The organism is uncultured Enterococcus sp., assembly GCF_913775425.1.
Taxonomy (GTDB): Bacteria; Bacillota; Bacilli; order Lactobacillales; family Enterococcaceae; genus Enterococcus_G.
In genome coordinates, this window is record NZ_CAJYIS010000011.1 from 68,651 (window position 1) to 88,900 (window position 20,250).

At 39.0% G+C, this 20,250-nt stretch carries 19 protein-coding genes and 1 tRNA gene; 16 read left to right on the top strand and 4 right to left on the bottom strand.

All coding sequences use genetic code 11. The features are described from left to right. Positions 1-44: 44 nt before the first annotated feature. The 3 genes from recO to glyS all read left to right on the top strand — a co-directional run bounded on the left by recO (position 45) and on the right by glyS (position 4,097). The gene (gene recO / locus QZ413_RS01140; RefSeq protein WP_297075322.1) at positions 45-818 is read left to right on the top strand and encodes a DNA repair protein RecO; all 774 of its coding nucleotides are present in this window, start codon (positions 45-47) and stop codon (positions 816-818) included. Between the two features lie 292 nt (positions 819-1,110). After that, complete coding sequence (gene glyQ / locus QZ413_RS01145; RefSeq protein ID WP_297075324.1) at positions 1,111-2,028, top strand: glycine--tRNA ligase subunit alpha; 918 nt, start codon at positions 1,111-1,113, stop codon at positions 2,026-2,028. Further along, positions 2,028-4,097 (top strand): glycine--tRNA ligase subunit beta, encoded by a 2,070-nt coding sequence (glyS, locus tag QZ413_RS01150; protein WP_297075326.1) that lies wholly within the window; start codon positions 2,028-2,030, stop codon positions 4,095-4,097. Before glyQ ends, glyS begins: the two co-directional genes overlap by 1 nt. A 34-nt stretch (positions 4,098-4,131) precedes the next feature. On the opposite strand, the gene yidC is transcribed toward glyS, so the two are convergent. Further along, positions 4,132-5,073 carry a membrane protein insertase YidC gene (yidC, locus tag QZ413_RS01155; RefSeq protein WP_297075328.1) on the bottom strand — a complete coding sequence of 314 codons (942 nt, stop codon included), beginning with the start codon at positions 5,071-5,073 and terminating at the stop codon, positions 4,132-4,134. Positions 5,074-5,182: 109 nt separating this feature from the next. Next, the gene (locus QZ413_RS01160) at positions 5,183-5,458 is read right to left on the bottom strand and encodes an acylphosphatase (RefSeq protein WP_297075330.1); all 276 of its coding nucleotides are present in this window, start codon (positions 5,456-5,458) and stop codon (positions 5,183-5,185) included. A 76-nt stretch (positions 5,459-5,534) separates the two neighbouring features. Here QZ413_RS01160 and QZ413_RS01165 point away from each other — a divergent pair, with 76 nt between their 5' ends. Both QZ413_RS01165 and QZ413_RS01170 read left to right on the top strand, forming a co-directional pair. Further along, the gene (locus tag QZ413_RS01165) at positions 5,535-6,296 is read left to right on the top strand and encodes an RNA methyltransferase (RefSeq protein WP_297075332.1); all 762 of its coding nucleotides are present in this window, start codon (positions 5,535-5,537) and stop codon (positions 6,294-6,296) included. 165 nt (positions 6,297-6,461) lie between these two features. Then, entirely contained in the window at positions 6,462-6,965 is a 504-nt protein-coding gene (locus QZ413_RS01170) for an HDIG domain-containing metalloprotein (protein WP_297075334.1), read from the top strand. A 31-nt stretch (positions 6,966-6,996) separates the two neighbouring features. On the opposite strand, the gene QZ413_RS01175 is transcribed toward QZ413_RS01170, so the two are convergent. Further along, positions 6,997-8,202 carry a YdcF family protein gene (locus QZ413_RS01175; protein ID WP_297075336.1) on the bottom strand — a complete coding sequence of 402 codons (1,206 nt, stop codon included), beginning with the start codon at positions 8,200-8,202 and terminating at the stop codon, positions 6,997-6,999. 144 nt (positions 8,203-8,346) lie between these two features. On the opposite strand from QZ413_RS01175, the gene QZ413_RS01180 reads away from it, so the two are divergent. From QZ413_RS01180 to QZ413_RS01190, 3 genes are all read left to right on the top strand, one after another. Next, entirely contained in the window at positions 8,347-8,826 is a 480-nt protein-coding gene (locus QZ413_RS01180) for a GyrI-like domain-containing protein (RefSeq protein ID WP_297075339.1), read from the top strand. A 79-nt stretch (positions 8,827-8,905) separates the two neighbouring features. Beyond that, a complete protein-coding gene (locus QZ413_RS01185; RefSeq protein WP_297075341.1) occupies positions 8,906-9,922 on the top strand; it encodes a Gfo/Idh/MocA family protein in 1,017 nt (338 codons plus the stop codon). A gap of 7 nt (positions 9,923-9,929) precedes the next feature. Then, a complete protein-coding gene (locus QZ413_RS01190; RefSeq protein ID WP_297075342.1) occupies positions 9,930-11,228 on the top strand; it encodes a DEAD/DEAH box helicase in 1,299 nt (432 codons plus the stop codon). 154 nt (positions 11,229-11,382) lie between these two features. On the opposite strand, the gene QZ413_RS01195 is transcribed toward QZ413_RS01190, so the two are convergent. Beyond that, positions 11,383-11,454: transfer RNA gene (locus QZ413_RS01195), tRNA-Arg, on the bottom strand. A 135-nt stretch (positions 11,455-11,589) separates the two neighbouring features. Between QZ413_RS01195 and QZ413_RS01200 the strand changes: the two genes are divergently transcribed. The 8 genes from QZ413_RS01200 to QZ413_RS01235 all read left to right on the top strand — a co-directional run bounded on the left by QZ413_RS01200 (position 11,590) and on the right by QZ413_RS01235 (position 20,224). Then, positions 11,590-14,265 (top strand): helicase C-terminal domain-containing protein, encoded by a 2,676-nt coding sequence (locus QZ413_RS01200; RefSeq protein WP_297075344.1) that lies wholly within the window; start codon positions 11,590-11,592, stop codon positions 14,263-14,265. A gap of 82 nt (positions 14,266-14,347) precedes the next feature. Then, positions 14,348-14,851, top strand: coding sequence for a DUF5590 domain-containing protein (locus tag QZ413_RS01205; RefSeq protein ID WP_297075345.1), 504 nt, complete (start codon positions 14,348-14,350; stop codon positions 14,849-14,851). A gap of 28 nt (positions 14,852-14,879) precedes the next feature. After that, positions 14,880-16,070: a pyridoxal phosphate-dependent aminotransferase gene (locus QZ413_RS01210; protein WP_297075349.1), complete on the top strand. Its 1,191-nt coding sequence runs from the start codon at positions 14,880-14,882 to the stop codon at positions 16,068-16,070. A gap of 41 nt (positions 16,071-16,111) precedes the next feature. Further along, the gene (gene asnS / locus QZ413_RS01215; RefSeq protein WP_297075352.1) at positions 16,112-17,410 is read left to right on the top strand and encodes an asparagine--tRNA ligase; all 1,299 of its coding nucleotides are present in this window, start codon (positions 16,112-16,114) and stop codon (positions 17,408-17,410) included. 180 nt (positions 17,411-17,590) lie between these two features. Continuing rightward, positions 17,591-17,818 carry a transcription antitermination protein gene (locus QZ413_RS01220; protein ID WP_297075355.1) on the top strand — a complete coding sequence of 76 codons (228 nt, stop codon included), beginning with the start codon at positions 17,591-17,593 and terminating at the stop codon, positions 17,816-17,818. A 107-nt stretch (positions 17,819-17,925) separates the two neighbouring features. After that, positions 17,926-18,699 carry a glycosyltransferase family 2 protein gene (locus QZ413_RS01225; RefSeq protein WP_297075358.1) on the top strand — a complete coding sequence of 258 codons (774 nt, stop codon included), beginning with the start codon at positions 17,926-17,928 and terminating at the stop codon, positions 18,697-18,699. Then, complete coding sequence (locus QZ413_RS01230; protein WP_297075361.1) at positions 18,699-19,526, top strand: glycosyltransferase; 828 nt, start codon at positions 18,699-18,701, stop codon at positions 19,524-19,526. The genes QZ413_RS01225 and QZ413_RS01230 overlap by 1 nt, the downstream gene beginning before the upstream one ends. Beyond that, positions 19,523-20,224 (top strand): glycosyltransferase family 2 protein, encoded by a 702-nt coding sequence (locus QZ413_RS01235; protein WP_297075364.1) that lies wholly within the window; start codon positions 19,523-19,525, stop codon positions 20,222-20,224. The genes QZ413_RS01230 and QZ413_RS01235 overlap by 4 nt, the downstream gene beginning before the upstream one ends. Positions 20,225-20,250 lie beyond the last annotated feature (26 nt).

Consider the following 20,250-nt stretch of genomic DNA (forward strand, 5'->3'; position numbering starts at 1 on the left):
ACAGCTAACCGTTGTGTAACTTTTTGTGTCAAGAGGAGGACGATATGGGGATTGTAGAGTCAAAGGGACTGATTTTATTTGTGAAAAATCATAAGGAAAAAGATCAGCTTGTCAAAATTTTTACGGAATCAGCTGGAAAACAAATGTTTTATGTTCGAGGGATCCATCGGAAAAATAATCCCTTAAAAGCTGCCGTTATGCCTTATACAAAAGCGACATATATTGGTGCCTTTCATACAGAAGGGCTTTCGTTTTTAAATGCAGCAAAATATATCACACCTTTTCAACAGATTCAACAAGATATCGTACTCGCAGCTCATGCAACGTATTTATTGAATCTAGCAGATGCGGCAATTGAAGATCATGTATACGATCCCCAATTATTTCACTTTTTAGAACAAGCAATGACGCTCATCGATGAAAAAAAAGATGCAGAGATCATTACCAATATTTTTGAGATCCAACTGATGCAACGATTTGGTGTGCGCCTTCATTTTCAAGATTGTGTGGTTTGCCATAAACGGACAGGAAAATTCGATTTTTCTTCAGCTTATAGTGGCATCTTGTGTACAGAACATATGCATCTAGATTCTCATCGTTACCATGCTGATCCTCGTGCAATCCATTTTTTGCGCTTGTTTCATCAAATCGAATACACGCAAATCCAAACAATTACGCTCAATCCTGAGACAAAACAAGCGATTCGTCAGGTGCTAGATGAATTATACGATGAATACATCGGAATCAAGCTCAAAAGCAAAACCTTCCTAGATAAACTAGCCACGTGGTACCCTATGGATGGACCGTCAACGAATTAAGGTACGTTTTATTTTTAGGTTGACAAATGACCTAGTTAGCTACTATCATAGAGGAAACGTAAATAGACCATTGCGATGATCAAAAACAAGTCGATAACCTTCTTTTTAAGCGAATTTGTGATAGTGAGAGACAAATAAAGAACGTCGATATTGAGGCATTTGAGAGCAAGTGAAAAAAAGCGCCAGATTTGTATCTGGAAGTAGGGTGGAACCGCGAGAATCTCGTCCCTATACTCTTTAAGAGTATAGGGACTTTTTTGTATGGACTTTTACAAATAAAAGGAGTGTAGACATGAAGAAACAAACTTTAACGATCCAAGAAATGATTTTGACGTTACAAAAATTTTGGTCAGATAATGGCTGTATGTTAATGCAAGCATATGACACGGAAAAAGGAGCCGGAACAATGAGTCCGTACACATTTTTACGTGCAATCGGACCTGAACCGTGGAATGCGGCGTATGTAGAGCCTTCAAGACGACCAGCAGACGGTCGCTACGGTGAAAATCCAAACCGTTTATATCAACATCACCAATTTCAAGTCGTGATGAAACCTTCACCAGAAAACATCCAAGAACTTTATTTAGAAAGTTTGGCTTTATTAGGGATCGATCCTTTAGAACACGATATCCGTTTTGTTGAAGATAACTGGGAAAACCCTTCGATGGGGTGTGCAGGTTTAGGATGGGAAGTATGGCTTGACGGTATGGAAATTACACAATTTACTTATTTCCAACAAGTCGGAGGCTTACAGTGCCAACCGGTAACATCTGAGATCACCTATGGATTAGAACGTTTAGCGTCTTACATACAAGAAGTAGAGAGTGTGTATGATCTAGAGTGGATGCCGGGGGTGAAATATGGTGAGATCTTTACTCAGCCTGAATATGAGCATTCAAAATACTCATTTGAATTGAGTGATCAAGCATTATTACTCGACAACTTCATCAAATTTGAAGCTGAAGCAAAACGATGTATCGCAGAAAATCTGGTCCATCCAGCATATGATTATATCTTAAAGTGTAGCCATAATTTTAACTTGTTAGATGCTAGAGGTGCGGTATCGGTTACCGAACGAGCAGCGTATCTTTCTCGTATCCGCAATATGGCTAAAGCAGTTGCGAAAATTTTTGTAGCAGAGCGTGAAAAATTAGGGTATCCACTACTTAGTCGCACAGAAGCTGCACAATGGATCAAGGAGGAAAAGTAATGTCTCGAGATATCTTATTAGAAATTGGTTTAGAAGAAATGCCCGCACATGTTGTTGGCAAAAGTGTAGCCCAATTAAAAGAAAAAACAGCGAATTTTTTACAACAAAATCGGTTGAGCTTTGATAGTATTGAAGTCTTCTCAACACCACGACGTTTAGCGGTGAAAGTGATCAATGTACCAGAATCACAAGAAGATATCAAAGAAGAGGTCAAAGGACCCGCTAAAAAAATCGCGTTAAATGATCAAGGAGAATGGTCAAAAGCAGCTCAAGGTTTTGTTCGTGGTCAAGGTGTAACGGTTGAAGAAATTACATTCAAAACGATCAAAGATGTGGAGTATGTTTATGTGACAAAAGAAATCAAGGGTCAAAACACCATTGATGTATTGCCAGGGTTAAAAGAAGTCATTACGAGCCTAACATTCCCTGTAACGATGCATTGGAATCGTTATACTTTTGAATATATTCGCCCGATTCATTGGATCGTGGCTTTATATGGAGCAGAGATCATTGAGTTTACGTTACTAGATGTCCAAACTGGACGTACCTCTCGTGGCCATCGCTTTTTAGGCCAGCCGGCAACGATTGCTGATCCAAGTGCGTATGAAAAAGCACTAGATGCGCAAGCGGTGATTGTAGATGCTGCAAAAAGAGAAGCGATGATTCGAAACCAAATCGAAGCAATCGCAACTAAACACGAGGTCATCGTGGACTTAGATGCAGAATTATTAGAAGAAGTCACAAATTTAGTAGAATATCCGACTGCCTTTTTAGGCTCGTTTGACGAAAAATATCTATCTGTGCCAGAGGAAGTATTGGTCACGTCTATGAAAGAACATCAACGCTATTTCGATGTACGTAATCAAGATCGTGCCTTGTTGCCTTATTTTATTTCTGTGCGTAATGGAAATGAAAAGGGGATCGAAAATGTTGCCAAAGGAAATCAAAAAGTGTTGACGGCTCGTTTAGAAGATGCCGAATTTTTCTATCAAGAAGATCAAAAACTAACGATTGCTCAATGTGTTGAAAAATTAAAACAAGTGGCGTTCCATGAAAAGATTGGTTCTTTGTATCAAAAAATGCAACGTGTTACGAAAGTAGCGCAAATCATCGGACAAACAGTTGGATTAAATGACACACAAGCCAATGATCTAAAACGTGCGAGTGAGATTTATAAATTTGATCTTGTGACCAATATGGTCGGTGAATTTCCAGAACTACAAGGGATCATGGGCGAGAAATACGCCTTGTTACAAGGTGAAACACCAGCTGTAGCACAAGCGATCCGCGAACACTACTTGCCAATCTCAAGTGAAGGAGCACTACCTGAATCAACGATTGGTGCGGTTTTAGCGATAGCTGACAAACTAGATAGTTTGTTGACGTTCTTTGCTGCTGGTATGGTCCCAAGTGGATCAAATGATCCGTTTGCACTACGTCGTCAAACTTATGGGATCATTCGAATCATTGAACAAAAAGAATGGAATCTTTCATTACTAGACTTACGCAACGTTATCAAAGATGCAGTAGCTGAAGATCTAGCTGTACTGGATATCCAATTGGAAGATCAAACACCATTTTTAGACTTTTTAAACGGTCGTGTACGCCAATTTTTAGCAACTAAAGCGATCCGCCACGATATTATCGAAGCAGTGATCCATTCTAGTCAAACAGATCTTAGCCAAATGTTTGAAGCAGCGACTGTTTTAAATGCGCATGTTAAAGATGCTGGGTTTAAACCATCGATCGAAGCGTTGACGCGTGTAATCAACTTAGCGAAAAAACAAGAGATCACAGAAAAAACGGTAGACGAAGCGCTGTTTGAAAATCAGACGGAACAAGAGTTGTACACGGCTATCAAAGAAGTCGAGGCACAATTTACGACACGGACTTTAGAAGAGAATTATGTAGCATTAATGGCATTACAAGAACCTATCGAAGCTTATTTTGAGCAAACGATGGTGATGGTAGAAGATGAAGCGATTCGTCATAATCGTTTGGCGATGTTGACGCGTTTAGCAACATTAGCCTTGACGTTAGCAAGTTTAGATGAATTAATGACAAAATAAAAAAATCGTTCAGAGGATTCTCTGAACGATTTTTTTATTTACGTTTTTGTTGTTTTCCGGCATTACGGCCATTTTTAGCGTTTGGCTTAGTTGTGGTGACTTTTTTAGTAGTTTGTGTTTGTGGCGTTACGTCTTTAACAGTAGGTGTTACAACGATTTTAGGTGGATTTTTTTCCATCTCCGCTGCGATTTTCTGTTTGATTCTTGGTTTCATCAAGACGTTTGTAATAAACGTTTGGACACAGCTGAAAATACCCCCAACAACCCAGTACAATGTCACACCAGCAGGTGCACTAAAGGAGATAAAGACGATCATCAAAGGAGAGACGATCAACATACTACGCATGGTTTTCTTTTGTTCTTCTGGCACACCGATCAAGGATAGGTAGCCTTGGCCGACATATGAAAGACCAGCTAAAATCACTAAGATCAAACTAGATTTTCCAAGATCGATCCCTAAGAAGCTTGCACTGTTGATTCCTTGTGTATAGCTAACTGTAAAGTATAATGCTGAGAAAATTGGCATTTGAATCAGCAATGGTAAGCAGCCGATTCCACCGAACATGCTGACATTGTTTTCTTTATAGACTTGTTGCATTTGCATTTGGGCTTGCATTTGTTCTTCTTTGGTTGTAGCTTTTTTCATATTGGCTTGCGCAATATCGATTTGTGGTTTAAGGTATTGCATTTTTTCTGCTTGGACCATCGCTTTTTTCGACTGACTGATGCCCATCGGCAATAAAATGATCCGAACGATGATCGTAACGATAATGATAGCTAGGCCAAATCCCCAGTTAAAGTTTTCTGCTAAGTACGTTAAAAATCCTCCTAGAGGAACAACCAATGTTTTGTAGATAAACCCATCTGGATCTGGAACACGTGTACCGTTTTGTTCGATTGTTTTGACACAACCAGATAAAAAGAACAACAGCGTGAATAGACCGCTTGCTAAGAACCATGTTTTTTTATTTTTCATTTATTTCTTCCTTTTCATGTAATTTAGACAAAGTTAACTATACTAAAGTTTTTGTGTCTTTTCAATCACACGAGAAAAAAACATCTGTTCCATCCTAAAGACTTAAGAATTAATAAAGAACATCAAACGAAGTATAGTGGGGAGCATTGTCTAGTTCCTCGATTTCTAATGCGCGCACGTTTCCCATTGGCGAAGGAGAGGCTTTGACTGTACTGATAAAAAAGGCAAGCTGTTGTTGACTTCCTTGGGCTATGATTGTAACATCCCCATTTTCTTCGTTTTTGACAGAGCCTGTAATTTGCTGTTCATCTGCTGCGAGTTTTGTTAAATAGCGAAAACCGACTCCTTGAACGCGTCCACTCACGCTCATTTTTACTGTTCGCATAATATCCCTCCTGAAAGCTATATTTGATAGGTTGATTATACTAAATCCGTGCTATAATGCCAATTGAGGTGAAAATATGGACGTAATTACATCAAAAACCAATCCGATAATCAAAGAATTAAAAAAACTGCATCAAAAAAAATATCGGGAACAAACACAACAATATATGATCGAAGGATTTCATTTAGTAGAAGAAGCTGTTAAGACCAATCAAGTAATCACACATCTTTTTGTGAATACCCGTGGAAAACAAGAGTGGGAAACATGGATCGAGCAACAAGCGCTTGAAGCGACTTATCTAGCTGATGAAGTCTTTGCTATGCTAAGTGATTCTGTCACTCCACAAGGAATCTTGGCTTGCGTAAAGATGCCGATAACACCACTAGATCAAGTAGCTGGAAAATGGCTTTGTCTAGATCGCGTGCAAGATCCTGGAAACGTGGGCACCATGATCCGTACAGCAGATGCTGCAGGTTTTACTGGAGTTATTTTAGGAAAAGGAACAGTCGATGTGTATCATCCCAAAGTAGTTCGCAGCATGCAAGGGAGCCAGTTTCATTTAACGATCATTCGAAAAGACTTAGCAGATGTCTGCGATACGTTTACCCAAATGAATATTCCGATTTACGGTACAGAGCTAAATGAAGCCGCAGTCGATTATCGCACGATCAAACCAACTCAAGATATGGCGTTGATTCTTGGCAATGAGGGACAAGGAGTCGCGTCATCGTTACTTGAAAACACGACGAAAAATCTTTACATCCCGCTATTAGGTCAAGCAGAATCGTTGAATGTAGGTGTAGCTGCAGGGATATTAATGTATCATTTTCTCCCTTAAGCATTCATTTGATTAGGATAAAATCGACAGACAGCTCTTTTTTATTTTATAAGAAATGATTAAACAATGAGAAAATACCTCGGTTTTATTAGAAGTGGATGATTGTGCGTGCTATACTTTTTCTTGTACACAATTGTACAGATTGAAAAGGTGGCGTACAAGTTTATGACAGAAAAATGGAAACAAGATGCTGAGTATATGTCTTATGTAGCAGATTTATTGGAACACCCTGAAGTTCAACGTTTATCCGAGTTCGTACAACATCTGCATTCGACTCGCTTAGACCATTCGATCAGTGTATCCTACCATAGCTATCAAATTGCAAAGAAAACAAAAGCCGATGCGCGTGCTGTAGCCCGTGCAGGATTATTACATGATATGTTTTACTATGATTGGCGTACTACGAAATTTGACGGAGGCAGTCATGCCTATATGCATCCTCGAATTGCGGTAAAAAACGCAGAAAAAATCACAGAGCTATCTGAAGTGGAACGCGACATTATCATTAAACACATGTGGGGCGCAACGATCGCACCACCTAAGTACAAGGAAAGTTACATCGTCACGATGGTCGATAAGTACTGTGCAATCAAAGAAGCCGCAACGCCGGTGACTAAAATGATCAAAGAAAAATTATTAAGAAAAACAGTGTCAACTGATCAACAATAAAAAAACTGTAGCCGCATGGGCTACAGTTTTTTTATTGAGACAATACAACGCCGAGTAATGTCATCGCAGTAATCAACGTCAAAATCGACCCAAGTACAATAAGATGCAGGCGTTTTTTCATTGTTAAAATAGCGGCAAATTCACGTAGGAATGCATTTGGCAAATAATAAAAAGCCGTTTTTGCTCCAATTCCGTCTGCATGTAAAGCAGCTTGATGTGCAAAAATCGCTGCTCTAAAGATATGGTAATTGTTCGAAGTAAAAATAACTTTTGGATTTGTTATATTTTGCGCATCGATGATTGCTTTTGAAAACATCATGTTTTCATATGTCGTAGTCGAATTGGCTTCAAGCAAAATATCCTCATGCGCAATCCCTTGTTCGAGCGCATAGTGTTGCATCGCCAATGCTTCTGGGATCTTTTCATCTGGGCCTTGACCACCTGACATAATCAATTTTAATGGATGCCCTGTTTTAATTTTTTGCTCTCGATAAAATAAAATCGCTTTGTCGATTCGTTTTGCGAGCAAGGGCGTCACACGTTCACCATTGATCAATCCGGCACCCAAGACGATAATGAAATCTTGACGCTTTCTGGGTTGATTGAATTGATATAAAATCGATACAGTTAAAAAATTTATAAATACGATAAATAAATAGCCTAGTGTAGTTGACACCAATAATACCGGTAAGGCGATGTACCAAGCAGCATTTTGTGCAACAAAAAAGGTCACAACGACATACACAGTCAATGCGATCGCTAGCAATAAAGTCAATAGGTTAGCTAAAGAACGTGATTCGCGTTTCATGACGATAAAGGCATTCCAATATAAAAACACGATCAAGCCAATGATCCCTAAAGAGGCGGCTAAAATAACTAGAATAAACGCAAATAAAAATAATCCTCCAATCAAGGCATCGCGTGTCACCATAAAGGCATAAATCAAATAAAATCCATAGACTACAATGAATAAATTAAATAAAAAGCCATTTAATGTTCGTGCTTTTTGCCGCTTGTACATCACAAAAAACAAGGCAAAGAAAAAAAGTGGGATCGCAAAGAAAAAACTTCCGTGTATCAATTCAAGTACACTAGTATAAGCGACCAGGGCAATCAACAGCCATGTTCCTTGATAAAAAACGTGTTGGGGCTCGATTTGTTTTTTCCGCCAACGAAAAAGTAACCAAAATCCTAAACTATAATAGAGTAAGAAAAAAAATAATGGTAAAATATGCATATAGTCAACTCCTCTTTTCTAGTATAGCGAATTGTAGGAAGCTTTGTATAGCATAAAAATAAATTATAAAAGTTATTTTATGGAGTAGCTAAGAACAGTCCTGACCAAAGTCATGAGTGATTTGATAGCTAAAGGAGATGAATCATGGACTATTATAAAACTACATTACACGATTTCGCGATTATCGGTCGATTGGCCACACAACAAGAAGATGAAACGAGTGCATGGATGCAACAAAGTTGGTTCGAATTTGAAGAACATCTTATGGACTTACAATCGCTTGTTGCTTATCCCTTACATGAAGCGGTCGATTGTTGGGGGATTTCAAGTGATCAAACAGAATTTTTAGCACCGATTACGACAAAAGGATATTATCTTGCAGGAATCCAAGTCGATAAAAAAAGTCAAGCACCGAAAGGATGGACTTATTGGGAGCTACCTGATCAAGAGTACTTAGTGGTCAAAACGAATGTCCTAACGATCGATCAAAGTGTTCAAACATTATTTGAAATAATCTTGCCCAAAGAACAAGTAAGAATCAATGGTGCTATCCAAGAGTTTTATGCTGCCACGGACACACCTGGTGAACTTTGGTTGTATTGTCCAATCGAGGCACTCGATTGATGAGAAAACCATCATTATACGTTTTTTTTCGTAAAAATTGTGTATATTGTGTATCATAAAAAAGAAATGAGGAATGAAGATGTTACGTTTAGGGATTATTGGGACCAATTGGATTTCGCAACAATTTGTACAAGCAGCACTAGCTAGTACGCATTATCGATTGCATAGTGTTTATTCTCGAAAAATCGCTTCAGCTGAAAAGTTTATTGAAGAGACGAAACAAAATCAGGCATTCGCATCTGCCGATATGGAAGCATTCTTAGCAGATGAAACACTAGATGTCGTCTATATCGCGTCTCCAAATGCACTTCATTTTGAACAAGCTAAACAAGCCATTTTGAACAAAAAACACGTGATCGTCGAGAAACCAGCATTTTCGAATCCAGCAGAAATGGACGAAATCATCCAATTAGCGAATGAACAACGGGTATGTTATTTTGAAGGTGCACGTAATATTCATGAACGAAATTTTCAAACACTGAAAGCGACACTTCCCACGAAAAACCAGATCATGGGCGCGAGTTTTACATATATGAAATATTCTTCGCGTTACGATGAGGTATTGGCCGGCCATATTCCAAATATCTTTTCGCTAGATTTTTCAGGAGGGGCGTTGATGGATTTAGGTGTGTATCCGATTTATGCAGCAGTGGGGCTCTTTGGCGCACCTAAGACCGTTGACTACACGGCACAAAAAATTAGTACTGGCGTAGACGGGTCCGGTTATGGTGTGTTACGTTATGACGATTTTGATGTTGCTGTCCATTTTGGCAAAACTGCAGATTCATTTGCGACATCTGAGATCTATTTAACTGATGGAACGATCGTATTAGATGGGATCAATATCATCACTTCAGCCAAGCGCACACACCGTGCGACCAATGAAACGACAGAAATTTCGCTACACGCAAAACATGAGAATCCTTTATACGAAGAGGCATGCGCATTTGCGACTATTTTGCTTTCTTTAGAAGAAGAGGCAATGGCCACTCAATATGAAGAACTCGTTGAATTATCGCGTTGCGTGAATCTTGTATTATATGAAATGCGACAAAAAGCTGGAATTCATTTTCCAGCAGATCAAAAAATGAATTGAGGATTATATGGAAATTAAACAATTACCTTTAGCATGGCAAATATTATGGGAAGACAAAGCGTTTCGTCAACCAACGGCCATTCAAAAACAAGTCTACAAACCGATGTGTCAAAAACAATCTTTATTAGCTGTTTCACCTACTGGGTCTGGTAAAACGTTAGCGTATTTACTCCCTTCTTTACAACAAGTCGTCCCTGGTCAAGGCAATCAATTGCTGATTTTGACTTCCTCACAAGAATTAGCGGTGCAAGTCTATGAAGTAGCAAAAGAATGGGCACAGGCTATCGATTTACACTGTCAATCTTGTATTGGTGGTGCAAATGTGAAACGCCAAGTCGAACAATTAAAAAAGAAACCAGAAGTAATCGTGGGGACACCTGGTAGGGTTTTAGAGTTGATCAAAGCGAAAAAAATCAATGCATTTAATATTCAATCACTGATTTTAGATGAAGCGGATCAATTGGTAAAAGACGATAGCCAGGGTCTAGTCAAAGAGATCATGCAACGATTAGGGAAAAAGACAACCAATTCCTTTTTCTCTGCCACAGCAGATACTGCTCTAGCAGAAGTCAAAGAATTGGTTACAGATCTTACGGTTATTGATACAACTATGATTGATGACAGTCAAGGTGTCGTGCACCATTATTATCTTAATGTGTCTGCGCGCAAAATTACCGATACATTACGTCGCTTGTGCCATATTGAAGCGTTTCAAGGACTGTTTTTTTTCAATCAGTTAAGTGATCTGGGCAATGCAGAAGAAAAATTAGGATTCCATCATCTAAACGTCGCTTCACTGGCTTCTGATCAAAGTAAAGAAATGCGTAAATTAGCGTTGAATGCGTTCAAGCAACATCGATTAAATGCGTTATTGGCCACAGATATTGCGGCAAGAGGGATCGATTTAGATCGTTTGCCGTATGTCGTCAATGTAGATGTGCCATTGACAAAAGAAAGCTATCTCCATCGTGCTGGTCGTGTTGGGCGGATGGGAGCTGATGGGGTTGTCTTGACGCTAGTGACACCGCAAACACAACGTGATTATCGTAAAATCATGAGTCAGATGCAGTTAAAAGGACAAGAAGTCTTTTTACACACAGGAGAGTTGACGACGGAAAAGCCAATGGTTGAAGAAAAGAAATATAGCAAAAAAACGATAGAACACAACACAAACAAACCGTCAACTACAGTTGAAGTCGGGCAAAAGCGCGTGTCTATTGATACTGAAATGACTACGGTTGTGAAAAAGAAAAAGAAAAAAGTGCGTACGTCTTCTAAAAAAAATAAAGGAAAACGTCAAAAATAAGAGGGGATGACAGATTTCTGTCACACCCTTTAAACATCAATTACACAGTGTTTTAGATGAAATAAGCCGAATAATTCCGATAATGTCTTCACATATTTCGGGGATTATTCGGCTTATTTTTTTAGTGATTCACTTCTGTCACAATCTTTTTTAACGCCCTTGACCAGAATCGAACTGATAATTGGCCCTTAGGAGGGGTCGGTTATATCCATTTAACTACAAGGGCACGTCCATTACTTAGGATAACGTGATTACTTGATAAATTCAAGACTTCTAATAATTTTCTTTTATCCTAAGACCGATTCTAGTCGTAGAATTAAAACTGTAGTATAATTTGACAGGTATGTAGAGGAGGAATTCGATGAAAACCACTTATGCGGTCGTTGATTTAGAAACGACTGGGACGAATCCTAAAGAAGATCGAATTTTTCAATTTGGTTGTGTATTGATTCAAGAAGGACAAATTGTTGGGCGATTTGCAACAGATATCAATCCTGATCGTCCAATCTCAAAACAAATTCAACAATTGACGCAAGTGACTAATCAAAAGGTCAAGCATGCGCCTTATTTTGAAGATGTAGCCGAAACGATCTATCACTTGTTAAGTGATACGATTTTTGTTGCGCATAATATTCATTTTGATTATCGTTTTTTAAGTGCAGAATTGAAACGGTGTGGCTTGCCGGAGTTGACACTTAAAGGAATCGATACGGTTGAATTAGCGCAAATCTTTTTGCCGACAGAAGTCAGCTTTCGCTTAGGAGACCTAGCGGAGAGTTTACAGTTTATCCACGATATGCCCCATCAAGCAGATAGCGATGCAGAAGTGACTGCAAAATTATTTCTATTGATTGAAGAAAAGATGCGCCAGTTGCCGCTGATTACGATGGAGGCGATCAAACGTTGTGCAAAAAATCTTTCGATGCACACCGATTTATTTATTGATACGATCTATCATGAGATGAAAGAGCATTTGCAGCCACTTCCAGAACAGATACAAGTCGTTGGACAACTGGCGCTCGTAAAACCAGAAAAAGAATGGTACGAAGCTCCTACTTATCAGCGCAGCTATCCAAAAACGAAAGCGCAAAAGGCAGAATGGTTGGGTGCACGTTTTACTTATCGTAAAACACAACAAGTGTTGATGGATCAAGTATTTGATCATTTTTCGACAGATGAAGGTACTAAAAATTGTTTTATTGAAGCGGAAACGGGGAGTGGAAAAACGGTTGGGTATCTCTTTCCAAGTAGTTTTTTAGCCACTATAGAAAATCCATTGATCATTAGTACGGCTTCTATTTTATTGCAACACCAATTATTATATCGAGATATCCCGCAATTAAATGGGATCGGTGCCTATCCACTACAAGCAGTGGTGGTCAAGAGCCATCGTCATTATTTAGATCTAGAGCGGTTCCAACAGACATTAGTCGAAACGACCGAAATGAAACAATATGCGTTGTATCAAATGATGATTTTAGTCTGGTTGACTCAAACGACGACGGGAGATTTAGACGAGCTAAATTTATTGCGTTTGGATCATTTATTTTTTACTCAAGTCGCCCATCGAGGGATAGAGTCTGTTACCAAGTATTCTCCATTTTATGAAGTTGATTTTTTACGTCGCCTGTATCAACGTGTCGGCCAAAGCAATGTGATCATCGTCAATCATGCTTTTTTAGCTCATGATCTCAAGCGCGATGTGCCTTTATTGCCCTCAAGTCGTTATTTATTGATCGATGAAGCGCACCATCTACCTTCGGCTTTAGAGCGGGTCGCTACAAGAAGTTTTACGGTCACTTTATTGAGTCAAATGATGGAATCTTTTGTACAAAGTATTTGGCCTAAAGCATGTCAGGAAAAACTTCCCCTCTTTTTTAGAATCTTAGAACAACTTGACGAAACAAGTACACAGCTAAGTGAGTGGATGAAGGATTTACTGTCAGAACACGTCTGTGAGTGGGTGATGGAGAGCAGTGTGCGTAAAGACTTTCCAATTGTGATCGAACGGCTGATCCAACGAATTGCCCAGACCTTTAAGGATGCTTTAGTCGTGAAAGAACAGTTAGCTGAAAGTTTAGTACTAGAAAAAAGTCCACATAGCGGGGAGATTATCGAGTACTTTGCACAGTTGGAAGAAAGCTATGAGGCTTTTTGTGATTTCTTTATACGTGAGGATCTGTTTTTGATCCATCGCGTCATTTGGAGAAAACAAAAACAGCAAATACGATTTGAAACGATCGATCTAACAGCTTCAAAACTAGCCAAACAACAAGTCGGTACCCGTTATCAACGCATTCTTTACTTAGGTGCAACACTGACAACACAAGACCACTTACGATATGTACCAGAGCAATTAGGGTTTGATCAAGCTGTTTTGCGATTGCCGACACAATTTGATTATCAAAAACAAGCAAAGCTCTTTACAGTAGTCGAACCGATAGAAAAAGAGCGTACACAACAACTGATTGCACAGCTACGTAATATTATGCATCACTACTCACAATCGATTTTAGTGTTGTTTACGTCACATGAACAGCTACAAGCAGTCTATCAAGCGCTCCACTTTGAATTTTTTCAAGCAGGACGTGAAATTTTGGCTCAAGGGATCGGAGGATCGCGTCAAAAGTTATTAAAACGATTCACACAATCGGATCAAGCCATTTTATTTGGGGCAGATAGTTTTTGGGAAGGTGTCGATTTACCAGGCGATGATCTGCATTTGCTGATTGTCACGAATTTACCATTTGATAATCCGAATCGACCCTTAGTGAAAGCCAAATATGCTTATCTAGAAGCGCAAGGACAAAATGCTTTTCAAGTAGAGGCACTTCCAAAAGCGGTAATGAAATTGCGTCAAGGGTTTGGTCGTTTGATTCGTACAACGACTGATAAAGGCATGATGATCGTGTTAGATTCACGATTACATACTGCAAATTATGGCGCTAGTTTTATCCGTTCGCTTCCTGAAGGATTGCCTAATTCGACTGGGACAAGTGATGAAGCGATAGAGGCGCTTGAAGACTTTTTTGATTGATACGTTCAAATTGGTGAAAAAGTCTGCCGCAAGTGTCAAAAGTTTGCTATAATATAACCCATTAGAAAAGGAGCGAAATGCTTTGTCTTTACAACCATCAAAAAGTGAAAAACGAATTACCATTATGTTATTTAGTTTGATCGTCGTTTTCTTGATTGCGATCGCCAGTACGGTCATTATCTATCTCCAAGCGACACAACCGATGCGTCAAGCTAAAAAAGAAGCAACGGCTTTAGCGCAAAAGTATGGGAAAGTAGACACAGTGGATGCGTTCTATCGATTATCAAAAGCTGGAACGACATATACTGTAGTAGGAAAAAATCCAGAAAACCAAACGGTTGCCGTCTTCATTCCAAAAGATGGTACAAATATCAAAGTAATGGAGATGCAATCAGGAATCGATCAAAACCAAGCAACCCAACTTGTCCAACAAGCCCACAATGATCAAACGATCGTCAAAGCTAACTTGGGATTACTAGACGATCAACCTGTCTGGGAAGTCATCACAAAAAAAGATAAGGTCTTGAATTATTATTATCTTGCCTTTAGTGATGGAAAAATCGTCAAAGAGCAACAAAATATTTAAACGAATTGATTTTTGAGGAGATGGATGGATGAATTTATCAACACGTGCACAAAATATTGAACCTTCAGCAACATTAAAAGCATCAACAAAAGCGAAGCAATTAAAAGCACAAGGAAAAGATATTTTAAGCTTAACAGTAGGCGAACCCGATTTTGCGACTCCTGAAACGATCCAACAAGCAGCGATTCAAGCGATCACTAGTGGTCAAGCAAGTTACTATACGCCCACTGCAGGTATCCCTGAGCTAAGACAAGCGATCGTAGCGTATCTGCATAAGTATTATCAAGTAGACTATGCCCCTTCACAAACAATCGTTACAGATGGCGCAAAATATGCATTGTATTTAGTATTCCAAGCGATTTTGAATGTTGGTGATGAAGTCTTGATCCCTACGCCATACTGGGTCAGTTATAGTGAACAAATTAAGTTGGCCCAAGGGACGGCTGTTTTTGTAGAAACGACAAGCGCACAGGATTTTCAAGTCACAGTCGAACAATTAGAAGCCGCGCGTACGCCTAAAACGAAAGCGTTGTTGTTGAATTCTCCTTCTAATCCGACAGGAATGATTTACTCCAAAGAACAATTGGCTCAAATCGGTGAATGGGCCGTGGCACATAATATTTTGATTATTGCTGATGACATCTATGGTCGCCTTGTTTATGGCGAAGCAACATTTACACCGATCGTTTCATTATCAGAAGCCATTAAAGAACAAACGATCGTCATTAATGGTGTTTCTAAGACCTATGCGATGACAGGATGGCGGATTGGTTTTGCTGTAGGAAATCAAGCAATCATTACTGCTATGATCGATATTGCTTCACAAGCCACAAGCAATCCAACTGCGGTAAGTCAATATGCGGCTGTAGAAGCATTGAGTGGCGATCAATCTGAAGTTGAACGCATGCGTCAGGCCTTTGAAATTAGACGTAACAAAATGTTTGAGGCGCTTCAAGAGGTCCCAGGATTTGACGTATTGCTACCAGACGGTGCGTTTTACTTCTTCCCAAATGTTCAGAAAACGCTAGATCAATGTGGCTATACAGACGTGGACGATTTTGTAGACGATCTACTTTACGAAGCAAACGTAGCGGTCGTTACTGGAAAAGCATTCGGTGCACCGCAAAATATTCGACTAAGTTACGCCGCAGATCAGCAAACATTAGACGAGGCTGTAGCTAGAATCAAAAAATTTGTTGAAAAAAAACAAAAAAAGTAATATCCTTTGAAAGATGACAGTAAAAGATAGGAGAGACACACGTGAAACAAATTCAAATTATCGAAGCAAAACACCACGTAGGTGAAATCGTGCAAATCGGTGCTTGGGTAGCGAATAAACGCTCAAGTGGGAAAATTGCCTTTTTACAACTACGCGATGGAACAGCTTTTTTTCAAGGAATCGTAGTCAAAAGTGAGGTACCTGAAGAGGTATTTACCTTAGCGAAAGGACTGACACAAGAAACTGCTGTTTTAATTACAGGAGAAATCCGTGAAGATACTCGCTCAAAATTTGGGTATGAAATCGGTGTGACAGCCATTGAAGTAGTAGGGGAAAGCCAAGACTATCCAATTACACCAAAAGAACATGGAACAGACTTTTTAATGGACCATCGTCATTTATGGTTACGCTCTTCTCGTCAACATGCGATCATGCAAATTCGTAACGAGATCATTCGTGCCACATACGAGTTTTTCAACAACAATAATTTTGTGAAAATCGATCCACCAATCTTAACAGGATCTGCTCCAGAAGGCACAACGGATCTATTTGAAACCAATTATTTTGATCAAAAAGCGTACTTATCTCAATCAGGTCAATTGTATATGGAAGCGGCGGCAATGGCTTTTGGTAAAGTATTTTCATTTGGTCCAACTTTCCGTGCAGAAAAATCCAAAACACGTCGTCATTTGATCGAGTTTTGGATGATCGAACCAGAAATGGCCTTTACACATCAAGAAGAAAGTTTGGAAGTCCAAGAGCAATACGTGGCCTTTTTAGTGCAAAGCGTACTAGACAATTGTGATTATGCGCTAGACGTTTTAGGTCGTGATCGTAGCGTATTGGAAAAATATACAAAATTACCTTTCCCACGCATTTCTTACGATGATGCAGTCACGTTATTACAAGAAAATGGCTTTGAGGATATTACTTGGGGCGATGATTTTGGTTCACCACATGAAACGTTTATTGCCAATTCATTTGACCAACCTGTCTTCATCTTGAACTATCCAAAAGCAATCAAGCCTTTCTACATGAAACCACATCCAACACGCGAAGACGTGGTGATCTGTGCGGATATGATCGCACCAGAAGGTTATGGTGAAATTATTGGTGGATCAGAACGTGCAACGGATTATGAATTTTTATTAGAACAAATCAAAGCACATGGTCTAGATGAGAATGAATACTCTTGGTATTTAGATCTTAGAAAATATGGTTCTGTTCCACATTCAGGTTTCGGACTAGGCTTAGAACGTACAGTGACTTGGTTATCAGGAATCGAACACGTACGTGAAGCGATCCCATTCCCACGTTTATTAAATCGAATTTACCCATAAGAAAAAGTAGCGACTTTTAAAATATCGTTTACTTGTTTTTTTAAAGGAGTATGACAGAAATCTGTTATACTCCTTTTTTTGTGAAATTTCTGTATTTTTCAAAAAAATAACTTGTCTATTTAAGATAGACATGTTAAAACTAATAGTGTACTGAAAATAACTTGAATGGGGTATGTGATAATGGGACATTGGGATGCAATTAAAGTTGGAGAACGTTATGAAGTCAAGCCACAACAATTTCAGCGAGCAATGACAGGAAAAGTCAATGAAGTTCGACCACAAACAATCGTATTTGAAGTCGAACAGTGTGAATGGATCGACCAAGCAATTGCCAAAGAGCATCCATTGATCGAAGTAACCTTATTTGATATAAAAAAACCGATTGCAAGTAACTATTTTTTTAGTTAAGGTAAAGAAACTGTTGGAAGCATTTGTTTCCAGCAGTTTTTTCGTTTTGTCAATTCGACTTATGGTATAATGGCCCAATGAAGAACACGACAGTAAGGATGACAAGCATGGAACCCATTATTATTGGTATTGTAACGCATAATAGTAACGATATTTTTCAAACTCTAGATCATTTTGCGACCTTTTTACCTAACCCGCGTTATCAATTGGTCATTTATGATAATGCATCAGAAAAAGAATATGTCGAGAAGATGAAAGATTATCAGTTTGTACACGTAATTGAAGGAAAAGAAAACTTAGGTTTTGGTCATGGACATAATCAAATTTTTCTACACCAAAAAATAGCTGTAGGGGTGATTTGCAATCCAGATATCTTAGTAGAGGAGCAGACGATCGAACAACTGATCTTCTTATTGCAACAAGACCAAACCCTCGCTGGAGTTAGTCCCAAAGTGTTAAATGAAGATCAGACTGTCCAACATCTTGTGCGTCATAAATTGACCGTTTTTGATTATATGTTACGCTTTATCCCTTTTGGTTTTGTAAAAAATGCTTTTAAAAAACGCTTAGCAGACTATGAATGCCGCTTTCTATCCGATACGCAGTATTCATTTATTCGTATGGGATCGGGCTGTTTTATGGTGATCGATGTTGCGAAATTTCAAGCGATCAATGGATTCGATGAGCGCTTTTTCATGTACTTTGAAGACAATGATCTTTGCTTGCGTTTTGAACAAAAAGGGTATCGTTTGCTTTATACCCCATTTGATTCTGTGATCCATCTTTATGGAAAAGGAGCACACCGCAATCCGAAATTATTCTTGATTTTTTTACAATCAATGGGGAAATTTTTCCATAAATGGGGCTGGAGGTTTTTTTGATGAACGAAACTATCCAAGTAGTCATCGTTTTGTACAATATGACAGTTGAGCAAAGCAATGCTTGCCAATTTTTTTTGACGCAGCCATTTTCCAAACACATCCAATTATTGATTTACGATCATACGAAGCAAGCACAGACACATCCTTTTTTTGAACATCCACAAGTGACCTATCAACACGATCCGCGAAATCTTGGTTTAGCTGTGGCATATAATCAGGCTTTTAGACAAGGTAAGGCTCGATGTCGCTGGTTATTATTACTTGATCAAGATACGACATGCACGATGGAGTATTTGACGTATCTTTTGACCCAGCCTAAAACAAATGTGGCTTGTGTGGTCCCTAAAGTGATGGATCACCATCAAATCTCACCCGTTTTAGCTCAAGGGTATGTCGATCATACAGCACAATTTCCTGCAGTAGGTGTGACTAAAAAGCGTATCATGGCGATCAATTCAGGAACGTGCTGGTCGATGGCATTTTTAGATCAAATCGGTGGATTCAACGAAGACTTTCCATTAGACTTTTTAGATCATTGGCTTTTTTTTGAAGTCTTTCAACAAAACCAAGCAGTTGACGTTACAGATTTCACGTTGCAGCATCGACTTTCTGTGTTGGATTATGAGACATTACCTGAGGCTCGATATCGATCGATTTTAGCCAGTGAAGCTCTATATTATAGCCGTTATGAGATCGATTTAAAAAGACGACACCAAAAACAGTTAGTGTTACGGACACTAAAGCAATTATTGACTGTGAAAAACCGTGCCATCTGGAAATTGACTTGGCGTGAATTCAATCGATTTCGTAAGGAGGGCCGTGGATGATTTCAGTTTGTTTAGTGACTTATAATGGAGCTTGCTTTTTAAAACAGCAGTTAGATAGTATTTTGATACAATTAGCAGACGAAGATGAAGTATTGATCTCAGACGACGGTTCGACGGATGAGACATTGTCGATCATTGATGCCTATCATGATCCGCGAATTCAATTATTTCAAGGACCAAGACAAGGTGTGATCAAAAATGTTGAGTTCGTATTGCAACAAGCACAAGGAGAATTTATTTTTTTAGCTGATCAAGACGACATCTGGCATCCAGATAAGGTCAAAAAAATGATCGCTGTATTTAAAAACAATCCGAAAGTGCAAGTCGTTGTGAGTGATTTGGTGATTGTCGATGAGCATGCGCAAGTGTTGCATGCCTCGTATTTTGACTACCGTCAAGTGAAAGCAGGATTTTTTCAAAATATTTTAAAAAATAGTTTTATTGGTGCTGCGATGGCGTTCAGAAGAGAGCTATTGCAAACGGCTTTTCCATTTCCTAAGCATTTACCGATGCATGACATGTGGCTAGGGTTAATTGCTGTCAATCAGGTCTACTTTTTAGCAGAACCTTTAGTTGATTATCGTCGTCACGAAAAAAATGCCAGTGAAATCGCGACGACAAGTTCTTTTAAACAAAAATTAGTTTGGCGTTATCATCTGATTTGCGCTCTGATTTGGCGCTTAATCTTTAAAAAATGATGCGAATTGATAAAAAAACCTTTTTT